This is a genomic window from Pseudomonas sp. MWU13-2105, assembly GCF_023242315.1.
Lineage (GTDB): Bacteria > Pseudomonadota > Gammaproteobacteria > Pseudomonadales > Pseudomonadaceae > Aquipseudomonas.
This window is the reverse complement of record NZ_JALLIY010000021.1, coordinates 16,309-33,907: the sequence shown is the minus strand read 5'-3', so window position 1 is coordinate 33,907 and position 17,599 is coordinate 16,309. Positions and strand designations below refer to the sequence as shown.

General features: G+C 54.7%; 19 protein-coding genes, 1 tRNA gene and 1 pseudogene. 17 read left to right on the top strand and 4 right to left on the bottom strand.

All coding sequences use genetic code 11. The features are described 5' to 3' along the window. Positions 1 to 20 precede the first annotated feature (20 nt). From rbsK to M5B96_RS26670, 5 genes are all read left to right on the top strand, one after another. The gene (gene rbsK, locus M5B96_RS26690) at positions 21 to 941 is read left to right on the top strand and encodes a ribokinase (RefSeq protein ID WP_248799968.1); all 921 of its coding nucleotides are present in this window, start codon (positions 21 to 23) and stop codon (positions 939 to 941) included. Continuing rightward, positions 938 to 1,342 (top strand): D-ribose pyranase, encoded by a 405-nt coding sequence (gene rbsD, locus M5B96_RS26685; protein ID WP_248799967.1) that lies wholly within the window; start codon positions 938 to 940, stop codon positions 1,340 to 1,342. Before rbsK ends, rbsD begins: the two co-directional genes overlap by 4 nt. Before the next feature lie 28 nt (positions 1,343 to 1,370). Next, positions 1,371 to 2,399 (top strand): nucleoside hydrolase, encoded by a 1,029-nt coding sequence (locus M5B96_RS26680; protein ID WP_248799966.1) that lies wholly within the window; start codon positions 1,371 to 1,373, stop codon positions 2,397 to 2,399. 4 nt (positions 2,400 to 2,403) lie between these two features. Continuing rightward, complete coding sequence (locus M5B96_RS26675) at positions 2,404 to 2,709, top strand: hypothetical protein (RefSeq protein ID WP_248799965.1); 306 nt, start codon at positions 2,404 to 2,406, stop codon at positions 2,707 to 2,709. Between the two features lie 171 nt (positions 2,710 to 2,880). Beyond that, positions 2,881 to 3,207, top strand: coding sequence for an I78 family peptidase inhibitor (locus M5B96_RS26670; protein ID WP_248799964.1), 327 nt, complete (start codon positions 2,881 to 2,883; stop codon positions 3,205 to 3,207). Positions 3,208 to 3,279: 72 nt separating this feature from the next. Here M5B96_RS26670 and M5B96_RS26665 read toward each other — a convergent pair whose 3' ends face one another. Then, entirely contained in the window at positions 3,280 to 3,492 is a 213-nt protein-coding gene (locus tag M5B96_RS26665; protein ID WP_003179963.1) for a cold-shock protein, read from the bottom strand. Between the two features lie 293 nt (positions 3,493 to 3,785). After that, positions 3,786 to 4,085, bottom strand: a complete 300-nt coding sequence (locus M5B96_RS26660; protein ID WP_248799963.1) for a hypothetical protein — start codon at positions 4,083 to 4,085, stop codon at positions 3,786 to 3,788. Between the two features lie 374 nt (positions 4,086 to 4,459). On the opposite strand from M5B96_RS26660, the gene thrS reads away from it, so the two are divergent. The 12 genes from thrS (at position 4,460) to M5B96_RS26600 (ending at position 15,876) form a co-directional block, all read left to right on the top strand. Beyond that, on the top strand, positions 4,460 to 6,382 hold the full coding sequence (gene thrS / locus M5B96_RS26655; protein WP_248799962.1) for a threonine--tRNA ligase: 1,923 nt from the start codon (positions 4,460 to 4,462) through the stop codon (positions 6,380 to 6,382). Beyond that, complete coding sequence (infC, locus tag M5B96_RS26650) at positions 6,382 to 6,933, top strand: translation initiation factor IF-3 (RefSeq protein ID WP_177103717.1); 552 nt, start codon at positions 6,382 to 6,384, stop codon at positions 6,931 to 6,933. Before thrS ends, infC begins: the two co-directional genes overlap by 1 nt. A gap of 60 nt (positions 6,934 to 6,993) precedes the next feature. Beyond that, complete coding sequence (gene rpmI / locus M5B96_RS26645) at positions 6,994 to 7,188, top strand: 50S ribosomal protein L35 (RefSeq protein WP_002553160.1); 195 nt, start codon at positions 6,994 to 6,996, stop codon at positions 7,186 to 7,188. Between the two features lie 29 nt (positions 7,189 to 7,217). Further along, positions 7,218 to 7,574 (top strand): 50S ribosomal protein L20, encoded by a 357-nt coding sequence (gene rplT, locus M5B96_RS26640; protein ID WP_002553161.1) that lies wholly within the window; start codon positions 7,218 to 7,220, stop codon positions 7,572 to 7,574. Between the two features lie 110 nt (positions 7,575 to 7,684). Continuing rightward, the gene (pheS, locus tag M5B96_RS26635; protein ID WP_248799961.1) at positions 7,685 to 8,701 is read left to right on the top strand and encodes a phenylalanine--tRNA ligase subunit alpha; all 1,017 of its coding nucleotides are present in this window, start codon (positions 7,685 to 7,687) and stop codon (positions 8,699 to 8,701) included. A gap of 35 nt (positions 8,702 to 8,736) precedes the next feature. Beyond that, on the top strand, positions 8,737 to 11,118 hold the full coding sequence (gene pheT, locus M5B96_RS26630; RefSeq protein ID WP_191486765.1) for a phenylalanine--tRNA ligase subunit beta: 2,382 nt from the start codon (positions 8,737 to 8,739) through the stop codon (positions 11,116 to 11,118). A gap of 3 nt (positions 11,119 to 11,121) precedes the next feature. After that, entirely contained in the window at positions 11,122 to 11,424 is a 303-nt protein-coding gene (gene ihfA / locus M5B96_RS26625; protein WP_002553164.1) for an integration host factor subunit alpha, read from the top strand. Then, positions 11,405 to 11,761 (top strand): MerR family transcriptional regulator, encoded by a 357-nt coding sequence (locus M5B96_RS26620; RefSeq protein ID WP_017128239.1) that lies wholly within the window; start codon positions 11,405 to 11,407, stop codon positions 11,759 to 11,761. Before ihfA ends, M5B96_RS26620 begins: the two co-directional genes overlap by 20 nt. Positions 11,762 to 11,852: 91 nt before the next feature. Next, positions 11,853 to 11,929: transfer RNA gene (locus M5B96_RS26615), tRNA-Pro, on the top strand. 631 nt (positions 11,930 to 12,560) lie between these two features. Then, positions 12,561 to 13,361, top strand: a complete 801-nt coding sequence (locus tag M5B96_RS26610; RefSeq protein WP_248799960.1) for a DUF5131 family protein — start codon at positions 12,561 to 12,563, stop codon at positions 13,359 to 13,361. Between the two features lie 15 nt (positions 13,362 to 13,376). Then, positions 13,377 to 14,624 (top strand): three-Cys-motif partner protein TcmP, encoded by a 1,248-nt coding sequence (locus tag M5B96_RS26605; RefSeq protein ID WP_248799959.1) that lies wholly within the window; start codon positions 13,377 to 13,379, stop codon positions 14,622 to 14,624. 121 nt (positions 14,625 to 14,745) lie between these two features. Further along, positions 14,746 to 15,876: a hypothetical protein gene (locus tag M5B96_RS26600; protein ID WP_248799958.1), complete on the top strand. Its 1,131-nt coding sequence runs from the start codon at positions 14,746 to 14,748 to the stop codon at positions 15,874 to 15,876. A gap of 7 nt (positions 15,877 to 15,883) precedes the next feature. On the opposite strand, the pseudogene M5B96_RS32615 reads toward M5B96_RS26600, so the two are convergent. After that, positions 15,884 to 16,504 (bottom strand): annotated as a pseudogene (locus M5B96_RS32615) (transposase); the annotation flags it as partial. A gap of 242 nt (positions 16,505 to 16,746) precedes the next feature. Next, a complete protein-coding gene (locus M5B96_RS26590; protein ID WP_248799957.1) occupies positions 16,747 to 17,244 on the bottom strand; it encodes a DUF1543 domain-containing protein in 498 nt (165 codons plus the stop codon). Positions 17,245 to 17,599: the final 355 nt, after the last annotated feature.

The window sequence follows — 17,599 nt, the reverse complement described above, 5'->3', positions numbered from 1 at the left end:
GAATTGATGGGTACTGATGTATGCAAGCAAAAGTAGTGGTGGTGGGCAGCCTCAACATGGATCTGGTCACCCGTGCCGAACGTTTGCCGCGAGCGGGGGAGACCCTGGTGGGCCGGTCGTTCGCCACGGTGTCCGGCGGCAAGGGCGCGAACCAGGCCGTGGCCGCCGCGCGCCTGGGCGCCACGGTATCGATGATCGGCTGCGTCGGTGACGATGCCTACGGTGCGCAACTGCGCGATGCGCTGCTGGCGGAGGGCATCGATTGCCAGGCGGTCACGGTCGCCCCGGGCGTGTCCAGTGGCGTGGCGCTGATTGTCGTCGATGACAACAGCCAGAATGCCATTGTGATTGTCGCCGGCGGCAACGGTTGTCTCTCTCCCGAGGTGCTCAAGGGCTTCGATGCGGTGCTGCAGGATGCGGATGTGATCATCTGCCAGCTGGAAGTGCCGATGGAAACCGTCGGCTACACGCTCAAGCGCGGGCGCGAGCTGGGCAAGATCGTGATCCTCAACCCGGCGCCGGCCAGCGCGCCGCTGCCGGTCGACTGGTACGCCTCGATCGACTACCTGATTCCCAATGAAAGCGAAGCCTCGGCCCTGAGCGGCCTGCCCGTGGACTCCCTGGCGAGTGCCGAGGCGGCCGCCAGCCGACTGATGGCCGCCGGGGCAGGGAAGGTGATCGTCACCCTGGGCGCCCAGGGCTTGCTGTTCGCCGATAGCCAGGGTTCCGCGCATTTCCCGGCGCCCAAGGTCAAGGCCATCGACACCACGGCGGCCGGCGACACCTTTGTCGGCGGTTTCGCCGCGGCGCTGGCCCGAGGGCAAAGCGAGGTCGAGGCGATTCGCTTCGGCCAGGTCGCGGCGGCGCTGTCGGTGACCCGTGCCGGTGCCCAACCCTCCATTCCCCACTTGTCCGACGTACAAGGTTTCCAATCGCCATGAAAAAAACACCCTTGCTCAATATCGCCCTGTCGCGCCTGATCGCGTCCCTCGGCCACGGCGACATGCTGGTGATCGGCGACGCCGGCCTGCCGGTACCGCCGGGCGTGGAGCTGATCGACCTGGCCCTGACCCACGGGATCCCCGACTTTGTCAGCACCCTGCGCACGGTGCTCAGTGAAATGCAGGTGGAGAGCCATGTGCTGGCCGAGGAAATCCTGCTCAAGCAGCCGCCGGCCCTGGAGCAGCTCGACACGTTGAATGCCGAGGGCGCCCTGGGGCAGCGCCGGTTGCTCAGCCATGAAGCATTCAAAATGCTCAGCCGCAAGGCCCGGGCTGTCGTGCGCACCGGCGAATGCCAGCCCTACTGCAACGTCGTGCTGGTGGCCGGCGTGACGTTCTAACTGTTCTTTCTCGCACAAGGAGTGCGCTATGCAACGCTATGCTCAGATCTTGCAACGCTGGTTCCGGAGTCTGCTGATTTTGTCCTTCCTCACGGCTACAGGCGCCCAGGCGGCGGAAAAAATCGACCTGATCATCGACACCGACCCGGGGGCCGACGACGTGGTGGCGCTGCTGTTCGCCCTGGCCTCGCCGCAGGAGCTGCAGATCCGCGCGCTGACCACCGTGGCCGGCAACGTACGCCTGGACAAGACCTCGCGCAATGCCCGCCTGGCCCGCGAGTGGGCCGGGCGCGAAGAGGTGCCGGTGTATGCCGGTGCGCCCAGGCCGCTGCTGCGCACGCCGATCTATGCCGAGAATATCCACGGCAAGGAAGGCCTCTCCGGCGTCACCGTGCATGAACCCAAGGCGCCCCTGGCCAAGGGCAATGCGGTCAACTACCTGATCGAGACCCTGCGCGCGGCCAAGCCCCACAGCATCACCATTGCCATGCTCGGGCCACAGACCAACCTGGCGCTGGCGCTGATCCAGGATCCCGGGATCACCCAGGGCATCAAGGAAGTGGTGGTGATGGGCGGCGCGCACTTCAACGGCGGCAATATCACCCCGGTCGCCGAGTTCAACCTGTTCGCCGACCCGCAGGCCGCCGAAGTGGTGCTCAAGAGCGGCGTCAAGCTGACCTACCTGCCGCTGGACGTGACCCACAAGATCCTCACCAGCGACGAGCGCCTGAAGCAGATCGCGGCGCTGAACAACAACGCCAGCAAGGTGGTCGGTGATATCCTCAACGAATACGTCAAGGGCGACATGGAACACTACGGTATTCCTGGCGGCCCGGTACATGACGCCACCGTCATCGCCTACCTGCTCAAGCCCGAGCTGTTCAGCGGACGTCAGGTCAACATGCTGATCGACAGCCGTGAAGGCCCGACCTTCGGCCAGACCATCGTCGACTGGTACGACGGCCTGAAACAGCCCAAGAACGTGTTCTGGGTCGAGAATGGCGATGCGCAGGGCTTCTTCAACTTGCTGACAGAGCGTCTGGCACGCCTTAAGTGATCCCATGCAAATCGATCTGAACAACCCCGACAACCTGACCCAGGACGCCGTGCGCCAGCTGCTCGCGGCGGCCAGCGACGAGGTGCACACCCAGTTGCGCGTGACCCGCTCGGGCATCGCGTACATCTCTTCGGGAGTGGTCGGCGGCGCGCAGATCGATGACCTGCTGTTCCGCCTGGAAACCTGGGCGGCCGGCTCCGGCTACGTCGGCAAAGTCGCGGCCGCCGACGAGGTCTGGGTCATGCAGGTGTTCAATGCCCTGAAGCAGAACTGGCCCAACCCGCCCTTCGATTACATCGATATCTACTGAACGGCGTCGCTCGTTCATATTCAGTCACGATTGCGCGCAGAAGTCGCAGGACAGGTCAGGCAGACTTGTCGACTGCGGCTGTCGGAATCGGCTGATCTGGCACCTGGCGTGCAACCAATGCCGCAAATCACGGTCGCACGCACTCTACTTATTTTATTTAAAGGAGGCTTCATGCCTTGGAAGCTTGCATCCCTGGGGACGCTGTTCGCCCTCTCGGTACTGGCGGGTTGCACCACCCCCGAGTCATCCGCGGCTAAACAGCCGGCCAAGGACTCGGGCGCCCAGACCACCTACGATCGTTGCGAAGCCAAAGGCGCCGATTTCACCCTCGGCCAGCCGGCCTCGGCCGCGTTGCTGGAGCAGGCCCGCAGCCGCAGCGGCGCGCAGAGCGCACGGGTGCTGGGGCCTAACGACATGGTGACCCTGGAGTACCGTTCGGACCGCCTGAACCTCAACACCGACAGCAGCGGCAAAATCATTCGCGCCAACTGCGGCTGAAGCCTTGGGGCTTTTGTAGCGCACATAAAAAACCCCGTCGCATGGACGGGGTTTTTTCAGTTCGCGGAAAACTTACTCCGGACGAACCTGTGCAGCTTGCATACCCTTTTGGCCTTTCTCAGCCACGAAGGAAACGGTCTGGCCTTCTTTCAGGCTTTTGAAACCGTCGCTTTCGATAGCTTTGAAGTGTACGAACAGGTCGTCACCGCCACCTTGAGGAGTGATGAAGCCGAAGCCTTTTTCATCGTTGAACCATTTTACGGTGCCGGTTTGGCGATTAGACATGGTGTATCTCCAAGAAACATATATTTTCAGTAGTACTGTGCTGCTCAGGCCAACTGGGCACACTGGGCTATCATAGTCGAAATGTTCGACTTGGGAGCCCCCCCTAGCGGCGGATTGCTAATCAGTCGCGCTTTCTTCAGTCGTTTTATTGGCTGGAGGCCCCGGTTTTAAAGGCTTTCACTAGAAACGACAGCCCCTAAAAAAACCCATAAAAGCTGCGTAAATATTGATAAAAATCACCTTTTCAGGCGTTTTTCACCTGGCTTGAGGGGCAAAAGCCCCATGCTTGCGAGTTACTTCTGCACCTTGCAGACGGCGATTTCGTTCAGGGCGCGGGTCCGCAGCTCTGCCGGTGGCATCGTTTTGCTGTTCATCAACTGGGTGATTTCCTCGGTGGTGAATTTCTTCTCCAGGACATCGGCGCCGCAGGTGCAGTGCTGCTTGGCGATGGTGGGGTTGACGCTCTGGCTGGCCGCGCCAACGCAGTCTTTCATGTAGCTGGCTTTGGCGCCGGCCGGCCAGGCGGCCTGTGCGCTCAGGGGCAGCAGCAGGGCGAGCGGGGCGGCAAAAGCGAAAAGGTGGATCAGGCGCATGTTCGGGTACTCCATGGAGACGGGTGGATACGGTGCGATATTCTGGATATTTGAGGCTGGCGCGTGGGGCAAGTTCACCCAAGGCACAAAACCCCCGCGACTTTAGCAGTTTGTGAACGAGGCGATGACCGTTCATCTGTGCTAGCATCCACGACCTGGCTATTTTCGGTATCGCAGGCGTGTTTCGCGCTTGATATCAAGCCATCAACCCTTTTTTGAACTCCAGTCACTCTGGTTCGTTTCCGGTTGGCCTTACGGCTCCTGCCACTGTGCGGCAGGCGTTTTTGATTAAACGGCTGGACGAATCGCGTACTGGCTGCTCATCCCAACCCACGTGACCTTTGGTAGGGGTCACCACTAGGAGAGGAGGCGCCATGCCCACTATTACTCTTCCCGACGGCAGTCAACGTTCGTTCGACCATCCGGTTTCCGTAGCCGAGGTCGCCGCTTCCATTGGTGCCGGCCTGGCCAAGGCCACCGTGGCCGGCAAGGTCAACGGCAAGCTGGTCGACGCCTGCGACCTGATCGACAGCGACGCGACCCTGCAAATCATCACGCCCAAGGACGAAGAGGGGCTGGAGATCATTCGCCACTCTTGCGCGCATCTGGTCGGCCACGCGGTCAAGCAGCTGTACCCGACGGCGAAAATGGTCATCGGTCCGGTCATCGATGAAGGTTTTTACTACGATATCGCCTATGAGCGTCCGTTCACCCCGGACGACCTGGCCGCGATCGAGCAGCGCATGCAGCTGCTGATCGAGAAAGACTACGACGTGATCAAGAAGGTCACGCCGCGCGCCGAAGTCATCGACGTGTTCACCCAGCGTGGCGAAGACTACAAGCTGCGCCTGGTCGAGGACATGCCGAACGAACAGACCATGGGTCTGTACTATCACGAAGAATACGTCGACATGTGTCGCGGTCCGCACGTGCCGAACACACGCTTCCTGAAATCCTTCAAGCTGACCAAGCTTTCCGGCGCCTACTGGCGCGGCGATGCCAAGAACGAGCAACTGCAGCGCGTCTACGGCACCGCCTGGGCGGACAAGAAGCAACTGGCCGCCTACGTCCTGCGCATCGAAGAAGCGGAAAAACGCGACCATCGCAAGATCGGCAAGCGCCTGGGCCTGTTCCATACCCAGGAAGAAGCGCCGGGCATGGTGTTCTGGCACCCCAATGGCTGGACCCTGTACCAGGTGCTCGAGCAGTACATGCGCAAGGTGCAGCGTGAAAACGGCTACCTGGAGATCAAGACCCCGCAAGTGGTCGATCGCTCCCTGTGGGAGAAATCCGGGCACTGGGCCAACTACGCCGAAAACATGTTCACCACCGAGTCGGAAAGCCGCGACTACGCCATTAAGCCGATGAACTGCCCATGCCACGTGCAGGTGTTCAACCAGGGCCTGAAGAGCTACCGCGAGCTGCCAATGCGCCTGGCCGAGTTCGGTGCCTGCCACCGCAACGAGCCATCGGGTGCGCTGCACGGCATCATGCGCGTGCGCGCCTTCACCCAGGACGACGCCCACATCTTCTGCACCGAAGAGCAGATGCAGGCTGAATCCGCGGCGTTCATCAAGCTGACCATGGCGGTCTACGCCGACTTCGGCTTCAAAGACATCGAAATGAAGCTGTCCACCCGTCCGGAAAAGCGCGTGGGTTCCGACGAACTGTGGGATCGCGCCGAAAGCGCGCTGGCCGCTGCGCTCGACAGCGCCGGCCTGCCGTACGACCTGCAGCCGGGCGAGGGCGCCTTCTACGGTCCGAAAATCGAGTTTTCGCTCAAGGACTGTCTCGGTCGCGTGTGGCAGTGTGGTACCCTGCAGCTCGATTTCAACCTGCCGATCCGTCTGGGCGCCGAATACGTGTCCGAAGACAACAGCCGCAAGCACCCGGTGATGCTGCACCGGGCGATCCTCGGCTCCTTCGAGCGGTTCGTCGGAATTCTGATCGAACACTACGAAGGCGCGTTCCCTGCGTGGCTGGCGCCAACCCAGGCCGTGATCATGAATATCACGGACAAGCAGGCTGATTTTGCCCTCGAAGTGGAAAAAACTCTGGCCGAAAGCGGATTTCGTGCCAAGTCCGACTTGAGAAATGAAAAGATCGGCTTTAAAATCCGCGAGCATACTTTGCTCAAGGTTCCCTATCTTTTGGTTATCGGAGATCGGGAAGTCGAGATGCAGACTGTCGCTGTGCGTACTCGTGAAGGTGCTGACCTGGGCTCGATGCCCGTCGCCCAGTTCGCCGAGTTCCTCGCGCAAGCGGTTTCCCGGCGTGGTCGCCCAGATTCGGAGTAATTACTATTAAGCGTGAAATGAGACAAGATAAACGAGCTGCACCGAAGGCCCCGATCAACGAGAATATCTCGGCACGCGAGGTTCGGTTAATTGGCGCTGATGGCGAGCAGATTGGCATCGTCTCGATTGATGAAGCGCTTCGGATTGCCGAAGAAGCCAAGCTGGATCTGGTGGAGATTTCCGCCGATGCAGTGCCACCCGTCTGCCGGGTGATGGACTACGGCAAATCGATTTTCGAAAAGAAAAAGCAAATTGCTGCTGCGAAGAAAAACCAGAAGCAAGTGCAGGTTAAAGAAATCAAGTTTCGTCCAGGGACGGAGGAAGGGGATTACCAGGTAAAACTGCGCAACCTGGTACGTTTCCTGAGTGATGGGGACAGGGCCAAGGTTTCCTTGAGATTCCGCGGTCGTGAGATGGCCCACCAGGAGCTGGGGATGGAACTCCTCAAGCGGGTTGAAGGTGACCTGCTCGAGTACGGTTCGGTCGAACAGCATCCTAAGATGGAAGGACGCCAGCTTATTATGGTCATCGCCCCGAAAAAGAAGAAGTAACCACCAGGGCACGGCAGGCCTTGCGGTTATGTTTATCAACTGAATGCGGAGTATCCGAACATGCCAAAGATGAAAACTAAGAGTGGTGCTGCCAAGCGGTTTCTGAAAACTGCTAACGGCATCAAGCACAAACACGCTTTCAAGAGCCACATCCTGACCAAAATGTCGACCAAGCGTAAGCGTCAACTGCGCGGTAGCAGCTTGCTGCATCCGTCTGACGTGGCAAAAGTCGAGCGCATGCTGCGCCTTCGTTAATTTTGGATCAAGAATAGAGGAAGTAACTCATGGCTCGTGTAAAGCGTGGCGTCATTGCCCGTAAGCGTCACAAAAAGATTCTGAAACTTGCAAAAGGCTACTACGGTGCACGCTCGCGCGTATTCCGTGTTGCCAAGCAAGCGGTCATCAAGGCAGGCCAATACGCCTACCGCGACCGTCGTCAGAAAAAACGTCAGTTCCGCGCTCTGTGGATCGCTCGTATCAACGCTGGTGCACGTGTTAACGGTCTGTCCTACAGCCGTTTCATCGCTGGCCTGAAAAAAGCGTCCATCGAGATCGACCGTAAGGTTCTGGCTGATCTGGCAGTGAACGAAAAAGCGGCGTTTGCTGCGATTGTCGAGAAAGCTAAAGCCACCTTGGCTTAAGTACCCCCCGACAATCACCAGGCCCTGCCTTTGTGGGGTCCGGTGTTAAACGTCATAAATAGGGGAAGAGCCTTCAAGCTCTTCCCCTATTTCGTATCTGGAGTCTGTACATGGAAAACCTGGACGCGCTGGTCTCTCAAGCTCTCGAGGCTGTGCAAAGCGCTGAAGATATCAATGCCCTGGAGCAAATCCGGGTTCAATACCTTGGCAAGAAAGGTGAATTGACTCAGGTGATGAAGACCCTGGGCAGCTTGCCGGCCGAAGAGCGACCGCAGGTCGGTGCGCTGATCAACGTTGCCAAGGAGCGTGTCACAGAGGTTCTCAATGCGCGCAAGGCGTTGTTCGATGAGGCGGATCTGACCGCCAAGCTCGCCGCCGAGTCGATTGACGTGACCCTGCCTGGCCGTGGCCAGACCTCCGGTGGTCTGCATCCGGTCACCCGGACTCTGGAACGGATCGAGCAATTTTTCACCCACATCGGCTACGGCATCGCCGAAGGGCCCGAGGTGGAAGACGATTACCACAACTTCGAAGCGCTCAACATCCCAGGCCATCACCCGGCCCGGTCGATGCATGACACCTTCTATTTCAACGCCAACATGTTGCTGCGCACCCATACCTCGCCGGTCCAGGTCCGCACCATGGAGTCGAAACGACCGCCGATCCGCATCGTCTGCCCAGGCCGTGTGTACCGTAGCGACTCGGATATTACCCACTCGCCGATGTTCCACCAGGTCGAAGGTCTGCTGATCGATCGCGACATCAATTTTGCCGACCTCAAGGGCACCATCGAAGAGTTCCTGCGGGTGTTCTTCGAGAAGGAACTGGCGGTGCGCTTCCGTCCTTCCTACTTCCCGTTTACCGAGCCATCCGCTGAAGTCGACATGGAATGCGTGATGTGCAGTGGTAAAGGCTGCCGCGTCTGCAAGCAGACCGGTTGGCTGGAAGTCATGGGCTGCGGCATGGTCCACCCCAACGTGCTGCGCATGTCCGGGATCGACCCGGAAGAATTCCAGGGCTTTGCCTTCGGCATGGGCGCCGAGCGTCTGGCCATGCTGCGTTACGGCGTGAATGACTTGCGCCTGTTCTTCGACAACGATTTGCGGTTCCTCGAGCAATTTCGCTAGGTCGCGGCCCGTAACGAATCTATTAGGAGAGCAGGATGAAATTCAGTGAACAATGGCTGCGCAGTTGGGTAAGCCCGCTGGTGAGCCGCGACGAGCTGGTGGCTCGTCTGTCGATGGCCGGCCTTGAGGTCGATAGCGTCACGCCGGCCGCTGGCGAATTCAGCGGCGTGATCGTCGGTGAAGTGTTCAGCACCGAACAGCACCCGGATGCCGACAAGCTGCGGGTGTGCCAGGTCAGCAACGGTTCCGAGACCTTCCAGGTCGTCTGCGGCGCGCCGAATGTGCGCCCGGGCCTGAAGATCCCGTTCGCGATGATCGGTGCCGAACTGCCTGGCGACTTCAAGATCAAGAAAGCCAAGCTGCGTGGCGTCGAGTCCAACGGCATGCTCTGTTCGCAGGCCGAGCTGCAGATCGGCGAAGGCAACGATGGCCTGATGGAGCTGGCGGCTGACGCGCCGGTGGGCATGGACATCCGTGACTACCTGGATCTGGACGACGCGAGCATCGAGGTCGACCTGACCCCGAACCGTGGCGACTGCCTGTCCCTGGCGGGTCTGGCCCGTGAAGTCGGCGCGCTGTATGCCACTCCGGTCGAGCGCCCGGTGGTAGCGGTGGTGCCTGCCGTGCACGACGATGTCCGTTCGATCGAAGTCTTGGCCCCGGCCGCCTGCCCGCGTTACCTGGGGCGGGTTATCCGTAACGTCGACCTGTCGAAGCCGACCCCGCTGTGGATGGTCGAGCGCCTGCGTCGTTCCGACGTGCGCAGCATCGACGCCGCCGTGGACATCACCAACTACGTGATGATCGAGCTGGGCCAGCCGCTGCACGCCTTCGACCTTGCCGAAATCAACGGCGGCATCCGCGTGCGCATGGCCGAAGAGGGCGAGAAGCTGGTGCTGCTCGACGGCCAGGAAGTCACCCTGCGTAGCGATACCCTGGTGATTGCCGACCACACTCGCGCCCTGGCGATTGCCGGCGTGATGGGTGGCGAGCACAGTGGCGTGAACACCGCGACCACTCGCGACATCTTCCTGGAAAGCGCGTTCTTCGACCAGATCGCCGTCGCTGGCAAGGCCCGTTCCTACGGCCTGCACACCGATGCCTCGCACCGCTACGAGCGTGGCGTGGACTGGCAACTGGCCCGTGAAGCCATGGAGCGCGCCACTGGCCTGCTGCTGGAAATCACCGGTGGCGAAGCCGGCCCGATCGTCGAGACCGTCAGCGCGGCGCACCTGCCTGCCGTGGCACCGGTGACCCTGCGTGCCGAACGCATCACCCAGATGCTCGGCATGGAGATGGAGGCGGCTGAGGTCGAGCGTCTGCTGACCGGCCTGGGCCTGGGTGTTTCCGCGAGTGGAGCAGGGCAGTGGCGTGTTGATGTGCCCAGCCATCGCTTTGATATCAGCCTGGAAGTCGACCTGATCGAAGAACTGGCCCGTCTGTACGGCTACAACCGTCTGCCGGTCCGTTACCCGCAAGCCCGCCTGGCGCCGCAAGCCAAGGCCGAAGCCCGTAGCGACCTGCCTGAGCTGCGTCGTCTGCTGGTGGCTCGTGGTTACCAGGAAGCGATCACCTACAGCTTCATCGATCCGAAACAGTTCGAACTGTTCAATCCGGGCGTCGAGCCGCTGCTGTTGGCCAACCCGATCTCCAACGACATGGCGGCCATGCGCTCGTCACTGTGGCCGGGTCTGGTCAAGGCGTTGCAGCACAACCTGAACCGTCAGCAGGCTCGCGTGCGTCTGTTCGAAAGCGGCCTGCGTTTCGTCGGTCAGTTGGAAGGCCTGAAGCAAGAGCCGATGCTCGCTGGTGTGGTTTGTGGCAGCCGTCTGCCGGAAGGCTGGGCACAAGGGCGCGATGTCGTCGACTTCTTCGACGTCAAGGCTGATGTGGAAGCGCTGCTGGGCTTTGCCGGTGCGCTGGATTCGTTCAGCTTCGTGCCGGGCAAGCATCCGGCGTTGCACCCGGGTCAGACCGCGCGCATCGAGCGCGAAGGGCGCCTGGTCGGTTTCGTCGGCGCAATCCACCCGGAATTGTCGAAAACCCTCGGTCTCGACCGTCCGGTCTTCGTTTTCGAGCTGGTGCTGGCTGAAGTTGCGTTGGGGAAAATGCCTAAATTCAGCGAATTGTCGCGTTTTCCTGAAGTGCGTCGTGACCTCGCGTTGCTGGCGGACAAGGGCGTGGCGGCCAGCGCGGTATTGGACGTAATCCGTGAAAATGCAGGCGAATGGCTCACAGAGCTCAGGCTCTTTGACGTCTATGAGGGTAAAGGCATTGATCCGCATAGAAAAAGCCTTGCAGTTGGCTTGACCTGGCAGCATCCATCGCGCACTCTTAATGACGATGAGGTGAATTCCACGACGCAAAACATCCTCACCTCGCTTGAAACCAGGTTGAACGCCACGCTAAGGAAGTGACGTATGGGGGCTCTGACGAAAGCTGAAATGGCGGAACGTCTCTACGAGGAATTGGGTCTGAACAAACGGGAGGCCAAGGAATTGGTCGAACTGTTTTTTGAAGAAATCAGACACGCTCTCGAAGATAACGAGCAGGTCAAACTGTCGGGTTTTGGCAATTTTGACTTGCGGGACAAACGCCAGCGGCCTGGCCGCAATCCAAAAACGGGAGAGGAAATCCCGATCACGGCTCGCCGTGTGGTCACCTTTCGTCCAGGGCAGAAGTTGAAAGCCCGAGTTGAGGCCTATGCTGGAACCAAGTCATAACGACGAGCTTCCGCCGATTCCAGGCAAACGCTACTTCACCATTGGTGAAGTCAGCGAGCTGTGTGCGGTAAAACCGCACGTGCTGCGTTACTGGGAGCAGGAGTTTCCTCAACTCAACCCCGCCAAGCGTGGTGGCAATCGCCGATATTATCAGCGCCATGACGTGCTGATGATCCGGCAGATTCGCGCGTTGCTGTACGACCAGGGGTTCACCATCGGCGGGGCGCGTCTGCGTCTCTCCGGCGATGAGGCCAAGGATGACAGCACCCAGTACAAGCAACTGATCCGCCAGATGATCTCGGAGCTGGAGGATGTGCTGGTGGTGCTGAAGAAGTGATTCAAGGTTTTAAAATACTTTGACATTTCAAACGCTTGCGGTATATTTCTCCTCGCTTCCACAAGAAGCAAAACCCAGTTTCACGCCTAGTCGGGGCGTAGCGCAGTCCGGTAGCGCACTAGCATGGGGTGCTAGGGGTCGAGTGTTCGAATCACTCCGTCCCGACCATATTTTTGAAAAAGCCCAATCTGAGAAGGTTGGGCTTTTTTATGTTTGTAATCCTCCCCCTTCTCTGCTTTTTGTGTGCGTTTGCACCAATTTGACATTACTTCGCTCTACCTTTGGTGCAAGCAGCCATGGCGGGGGCTAGGGTAAAATTTCAGTGCTGGGCACCCCGCCAAAATAGCTTAAAAATACTTCTAGCTTTGGCCGTTAGCCAAGAGTTACTCGATGTACCGAGTGAAACAAATCCGGGTGCAACGTTTTCGTTCAATGAATCGCAAGGCGAAAACACTAGATGGTGGCGGATTGCTATTGCGTTAAGTGTCCTGCTGGCGGCAGTATGGCGTAGGGTTTTGATATTTTTCAGGGATAGAGGGAGGGAGTGATGGATTACTTGGTCGTATTGTGCACGACCCAAACCGGTCAGTCGCGAAGGGTAGAGGTACAGACTCTCCCGCTACCGGTCAAAAGAAGCCAATCGTATGCATATAGGCACCGGAAGCAAGTCAAGAATAAGTTTCGAGACTCTGATATTTTTGGGCATAATACTCTCGAAATTGGTTAGAAAAGAACTTCCAAGGCGGCGGTTACGCAATCGCCGTTGGTCAGATGTTGAAGCGATCGCACAGGTGTAGAAATGGCTGAAACCCAAATCGAGTGGACAGATTCCACATGGAACCCTGTAGCAGGCTGTTCAATCATTAGCGATGGATGCAAAAATTGCTATGCCATGGAAATGGCGAAGCGACTTGAGTCCATGCATGTTGAAAAATACGCCGGACTTACTAGGCAAACAGGGAAGCGAACTGTTTGGAATGGAGTGGTCAGAGAGGACGAGAAATCACTGGCGATACCATACTCATGGAAAAAACCTCGAAAAATCTTCGTGAATTCTATGAGTGATTTGTTTCATGACCAGGTCAGCGATGAATTTATTTTGCGTGTGTGGAAAGTTATGCGCGAAACCCCGCGCCATAGCTACCAAATTTTGACGAAGCGACCTGATCGTATGAAAGAGATAATCTCCAAAAAAATCAAGGATGTTCTTCCAAACGTTTGGATCGGCACAAGTGTCGAAAACGCGGATGTATTACATCGCATCGACAGCCTCCGCAAGGTTCCAGCAGCTATAAGATTCATATCTTTTGAGCCATTGATTGACTCCGTAGCGGATGTCGACTTAAGCAAAATAGATTGGGCTATCGTTGGCGGTGAAAGTGGTCGATCCGCACGGCCTATCAAGGAACACTGGATTGACGAAATTTACGAGCAATGCTTAATAAGCGATACGGCGTTTTTCTTCAAGCAGTGGGGGGCGTGGGGGAAAGATAATACAAAAAGGTCTAAAAAGGATAATGGTAGAGAGTACAGAGGGCGGACTTGGGATGAAATGCCCATCACCATTATAAAACCTTCGCAGCAGGCCTCATTCAGATAGGGAATTTTTGAGCGAATGGCAGAGAAAAGATATGAATGGTTAAGTGGTGCGGTTCTCGACGATCACTCCAGGCGAAAACACAAAATATTAAGAGAGTATTTCTTTCAATATCTTACTGTGCGTTGTCAGTTGCCTCAGCAATCAAAGTTCCGCTTAGCGGTTGTTGATGGCTTTTCAGGAGGCGGCCGTTATCAATGCGGTTCAGCAGGATCTCCGGTTATTTTTATTGAAGAGCTGAAACGAGCTTTGAATTCAATAAATATAAACCGCGCTATTCAAGGGTTGGGGCTAGTTACGATTGAGTGTCTGTTAATTTTAAATGATGCGGATAAAAATGTAACTGAGTATCTAAAAGAAAATCTAGCACCATTACTTGCTGAAATTTTGGCATGTGATGTCCAGCTTCAGATAAATGTGGAGTATTTTAGCGAGCCCTTTGAACAGGTTTATCCAAAAGTGAAAGGGCTCTTATCAAAGTATCGCTATAGAAATGTCTTGTTCAATCTTGACCAATGTGGTCATAGCCATGTGGAAAGAAAAACGATACTTGATATTACCCGCTCAAATCCATCAGCAGAAATATTTTACACATTTGCAATCGAAGCGTTGGTTTCCTTTTTGAGGAAGTCAGAGCCAGTCTTGGTATCAAATCAGCTATCTGCAGTTGGTCTGGGAATGGATGATTTAAAGGCTTTGGAAGGTCAAATGAATAAAAATAGTTGGCTTGGTACTGCGGAACGATTAGTTTTTCAAGCCTTCAAAGAGTGTGCTCCATACGTAAGCCCGTTTTCGATAAATAATCCGCTCGGTTGGAGATATTGGCTTATTCACTTTGCGACGTCCTACAAGGCACGTCAAGTCTACAATAATATTCTGCACGACAACAGCAGCGCTCAAGCTCACTTTGGTCGTTCAGGCCTAAATATGCTCTCTTATGATCCCGCTGAGGATGGGTCTCTATACCTCTTCGGTGAGTCTGATCGTGAGAATGCGAGAAACGAGCTTTTGGAGGACATACCAAGACTAATTTCAGAGTCAGGTGATACTGTTATAGTGAGTGATTTTTACGCAAGTATCTACAATGAAACTCCTGCCCATTCTGATGACGTTCACTCTGCGATCATAGAAAGTTCAGAAATAGAGGTTCATACGTCGAGCGGTGGCACTCGTAGAAAAGCAAACACTATCACAGCAAATGACACGCTTAAATTCAAAAGTCAGCGAAGTTTTTTTCCACTCTTTTTAAGTGTTAATAAAAAATAATTATGTCGAGTGTGCCAGGAAGTGAGTGCCGCTCCTGATATGGTTATTTTGGGTTCTCTCTAGGGTGATTGTTTGCTTGGAAGCCTAAATAAAACTATGTACCTTATTTGGAAATACGATAATGTTTTATTCGCGTAAATTAAATTCCGATACTGGGCAAGTAGAGGTGTGGGAGTGCGAGTGGTCTGATCCTGGGACGGGAATGGCAAAAAAAGACTTCATTCGAAAATACTGCAACGAAGGGGAAGAGGAAGATAATCCTGAACAATATTCCACAGCAGCGGCTATCTGCTGGGCCCCTGGGAGGACTATTGGTAATATCGCTGTAAACTCGGAGGGTGTCTTCGGTAGTTTTACTGCGAAATCGGGTGATCGTGCTGTATTACCATGCCACATTGTTCCATGTGGGAAGTTTAGAAATGGAGCGGATCGGTGGTATTGCAAAACACACCAGATTCACTGGGGTGTAAAAGCCGACATTGCCGCAGTTCCTGCTACTGGCGAGGTTACATGCAGTAACCACCTGATGGGTATGAGTTATGTTGTTGATCCGCTTATTGTAGATTTTAATGAGTTTGAAGAAATAGGCGTTTGGTGCTCATTACCTCCAGCATTTTCGAGTGATGTGATTGTTCCTCGTGCGCCAAAAATACATGTGCATAAGCGATTTTCCGGAGCAGATAAAAAATTATTGGATAGGGATTATGATGCGATAGTTTGCTCTTATAATCAAAATCTTGGGTTGTTTTCTAGTAGTGAAATTACGCAAATACAAATCACTCCACCTGCGGCGTTTGAGTTTGTCAAGTCGCTTGAAGAAGGGCGTGAAATGGCATGTGTAACATGTAAGAAATGCGGTTATCCTCACTTGGATCTTGGTAGTTTTGCCAATACACCTCATGCAAAGCACTTTTGTGGAAATTGTGGGAATGATAGTGTTTGGAGTGAAGGTAAAATTGTTTCCACTCCTCTCAAGCCATTGCATGATCAATTCAATAATAGCAATCAATATGTAATTCCTGAGCGTACTCTAAATATGGACGATTATGCGGGCCTTAGGTTTGAGGTTTGGTCTTCGACTCCAGCAGTTTTGTGGACTGCGAACAGAGCTCAGGAAAAAGGTATTCATGTACATATTTACGAGCACGGAAGGCGCGTAGTCGACGACACATTTGGGGCAGTGATATATCAAGGGCAGCAACTCGATCGGAAAATATTGTGGCAGCAAATGGCTCAAAATACGTTATATTAATACTAGGTGTGCCGTACGAACAGTAATGTCGTAAGCACCGTAGTGAACAGGCCTGCGTGACAATGGCTGAAAAAACTCTTTGCCAGCTTGTCGAAGCGTGTGCCGGTGCGGCGGTGCGGCGGTGCTCTATCAGCCAACCAAATATGATGTTGCGCTGACGGTACTTGGGGCGATCAAACAGCTTCTTGGTAAGCCCGGCTTTGGCTTGCGTTTCATACTGCATAGCTGGATGACGGGTTGCCTCCGGTAACAGTCGCATGGCGTAAAGATTCTATTTCGTAGCCCTTATGTCAGTAGAAAGCTCAGCGATACAGCATATGAGTTTTGGTCGTCGGGCAGCCCTGGCTTCGTCCGAGCGCGTGGTCTCGTGGTTCTCAGGTCCCATTTTTCCTGCGCCTGCTGAGGCTCGGGCTGCCCGTACGGCGATAGAGTCGATTATCCAAGTGCCCAGCCCCATCGAACCCTTTTTGCTCAAGCGAATATAACGCTTCTTGAGCATCTGATTGAAAAGACCTTGATTTTACCAGTCTCGAAAACGTAGGTAGACCGTTGACCATGGTCCAAAACGTTAAGGCATATCCCATTATGCTGCGCCGGAGCAAAGCATCCACAGTACTCTGTCGATCAATGTGTAATGAAAAAAACGCGATTATTTCACAGTCCGCATCGAAAAGTTTGTCTTCTTCTGGTATGGCAGGGTCCTTCGCCTAAGTGGCGAGAACCCTATGGAAGCTCCGGCCCTGAGTGGCCGCGACGGAGTTTCAAAAATTTTTATATAGACTCAGGGAATATTTAAGTTGGGTCGACCTGAATATTTTCAGAGGAGCAGAAAATTGGCAATGTGAGAGGATAAAATTGCTATGGTGAGGGTTAGTGCGGGATAATTATGTACTCGTTGCGCTTGAGTATTCCTCGATTTTCGCTTTTGACCAGATTGATATAGCGACCACCTGCAGAAAATATCGGAAGGCAATCATCAATATCAAAAACTGCATCAGTGTGTTGTTCACTCCATCGATTTAGCATTGCTTTCTTAGTTTTGGCGTGAGCCTCTGCTTTTGAGTTTTCTACTACTAGCATATAATCATGAGCTTCGCCAAATGCTCTCGAGTCATACCCACCCATATTTACAAAGTAAAGATGTGGGCTATTTGGCGCTGGAGCAAGATCACTAAATTCGACCTTCCAATCTCCTACACCGTCCACTTGCATCCACGAATCAATATGTAAGCCACTTTGATTTCCAAACCATTCTTTACGTAATTCTTCAAAAGTATCTTCTAAGCACTGTGCATTAACAAAGGCTACGTCATGTACCTCAATTTTTGCTTTAGGGTGCCTTCCACCTAGTAATACAATAAATAGCATGATTTTCAAGATTCTGAGTTGATGGATAAATTTAAGATTATAGCTTTTTTTTTGATTTTTTGCACCCTGGGAGTTAAGTTGTTCTATTTATCGCTTCGTGTTTATAAAGTTGCGTTTGTCAGTATTTTAATGGTATATCAGATTTTCAGTTTGATTTTGGATGGCTTTATTATAAATTTTTATGCTGGTGGCTATAGTGTGTGGGGCGTGATTTTGAAATTTTCTTAATGTTTAAGTTTGCTTGCCTAGTGGTTCAATGTGTTTCCTTCGGGAGAGTTGAATTGTGATGCCGGATTGGTTGTGGTGTGGGCGTGTGACAAGCCGAGTCCAAGTCTTAGTATGGTCAAATAATATA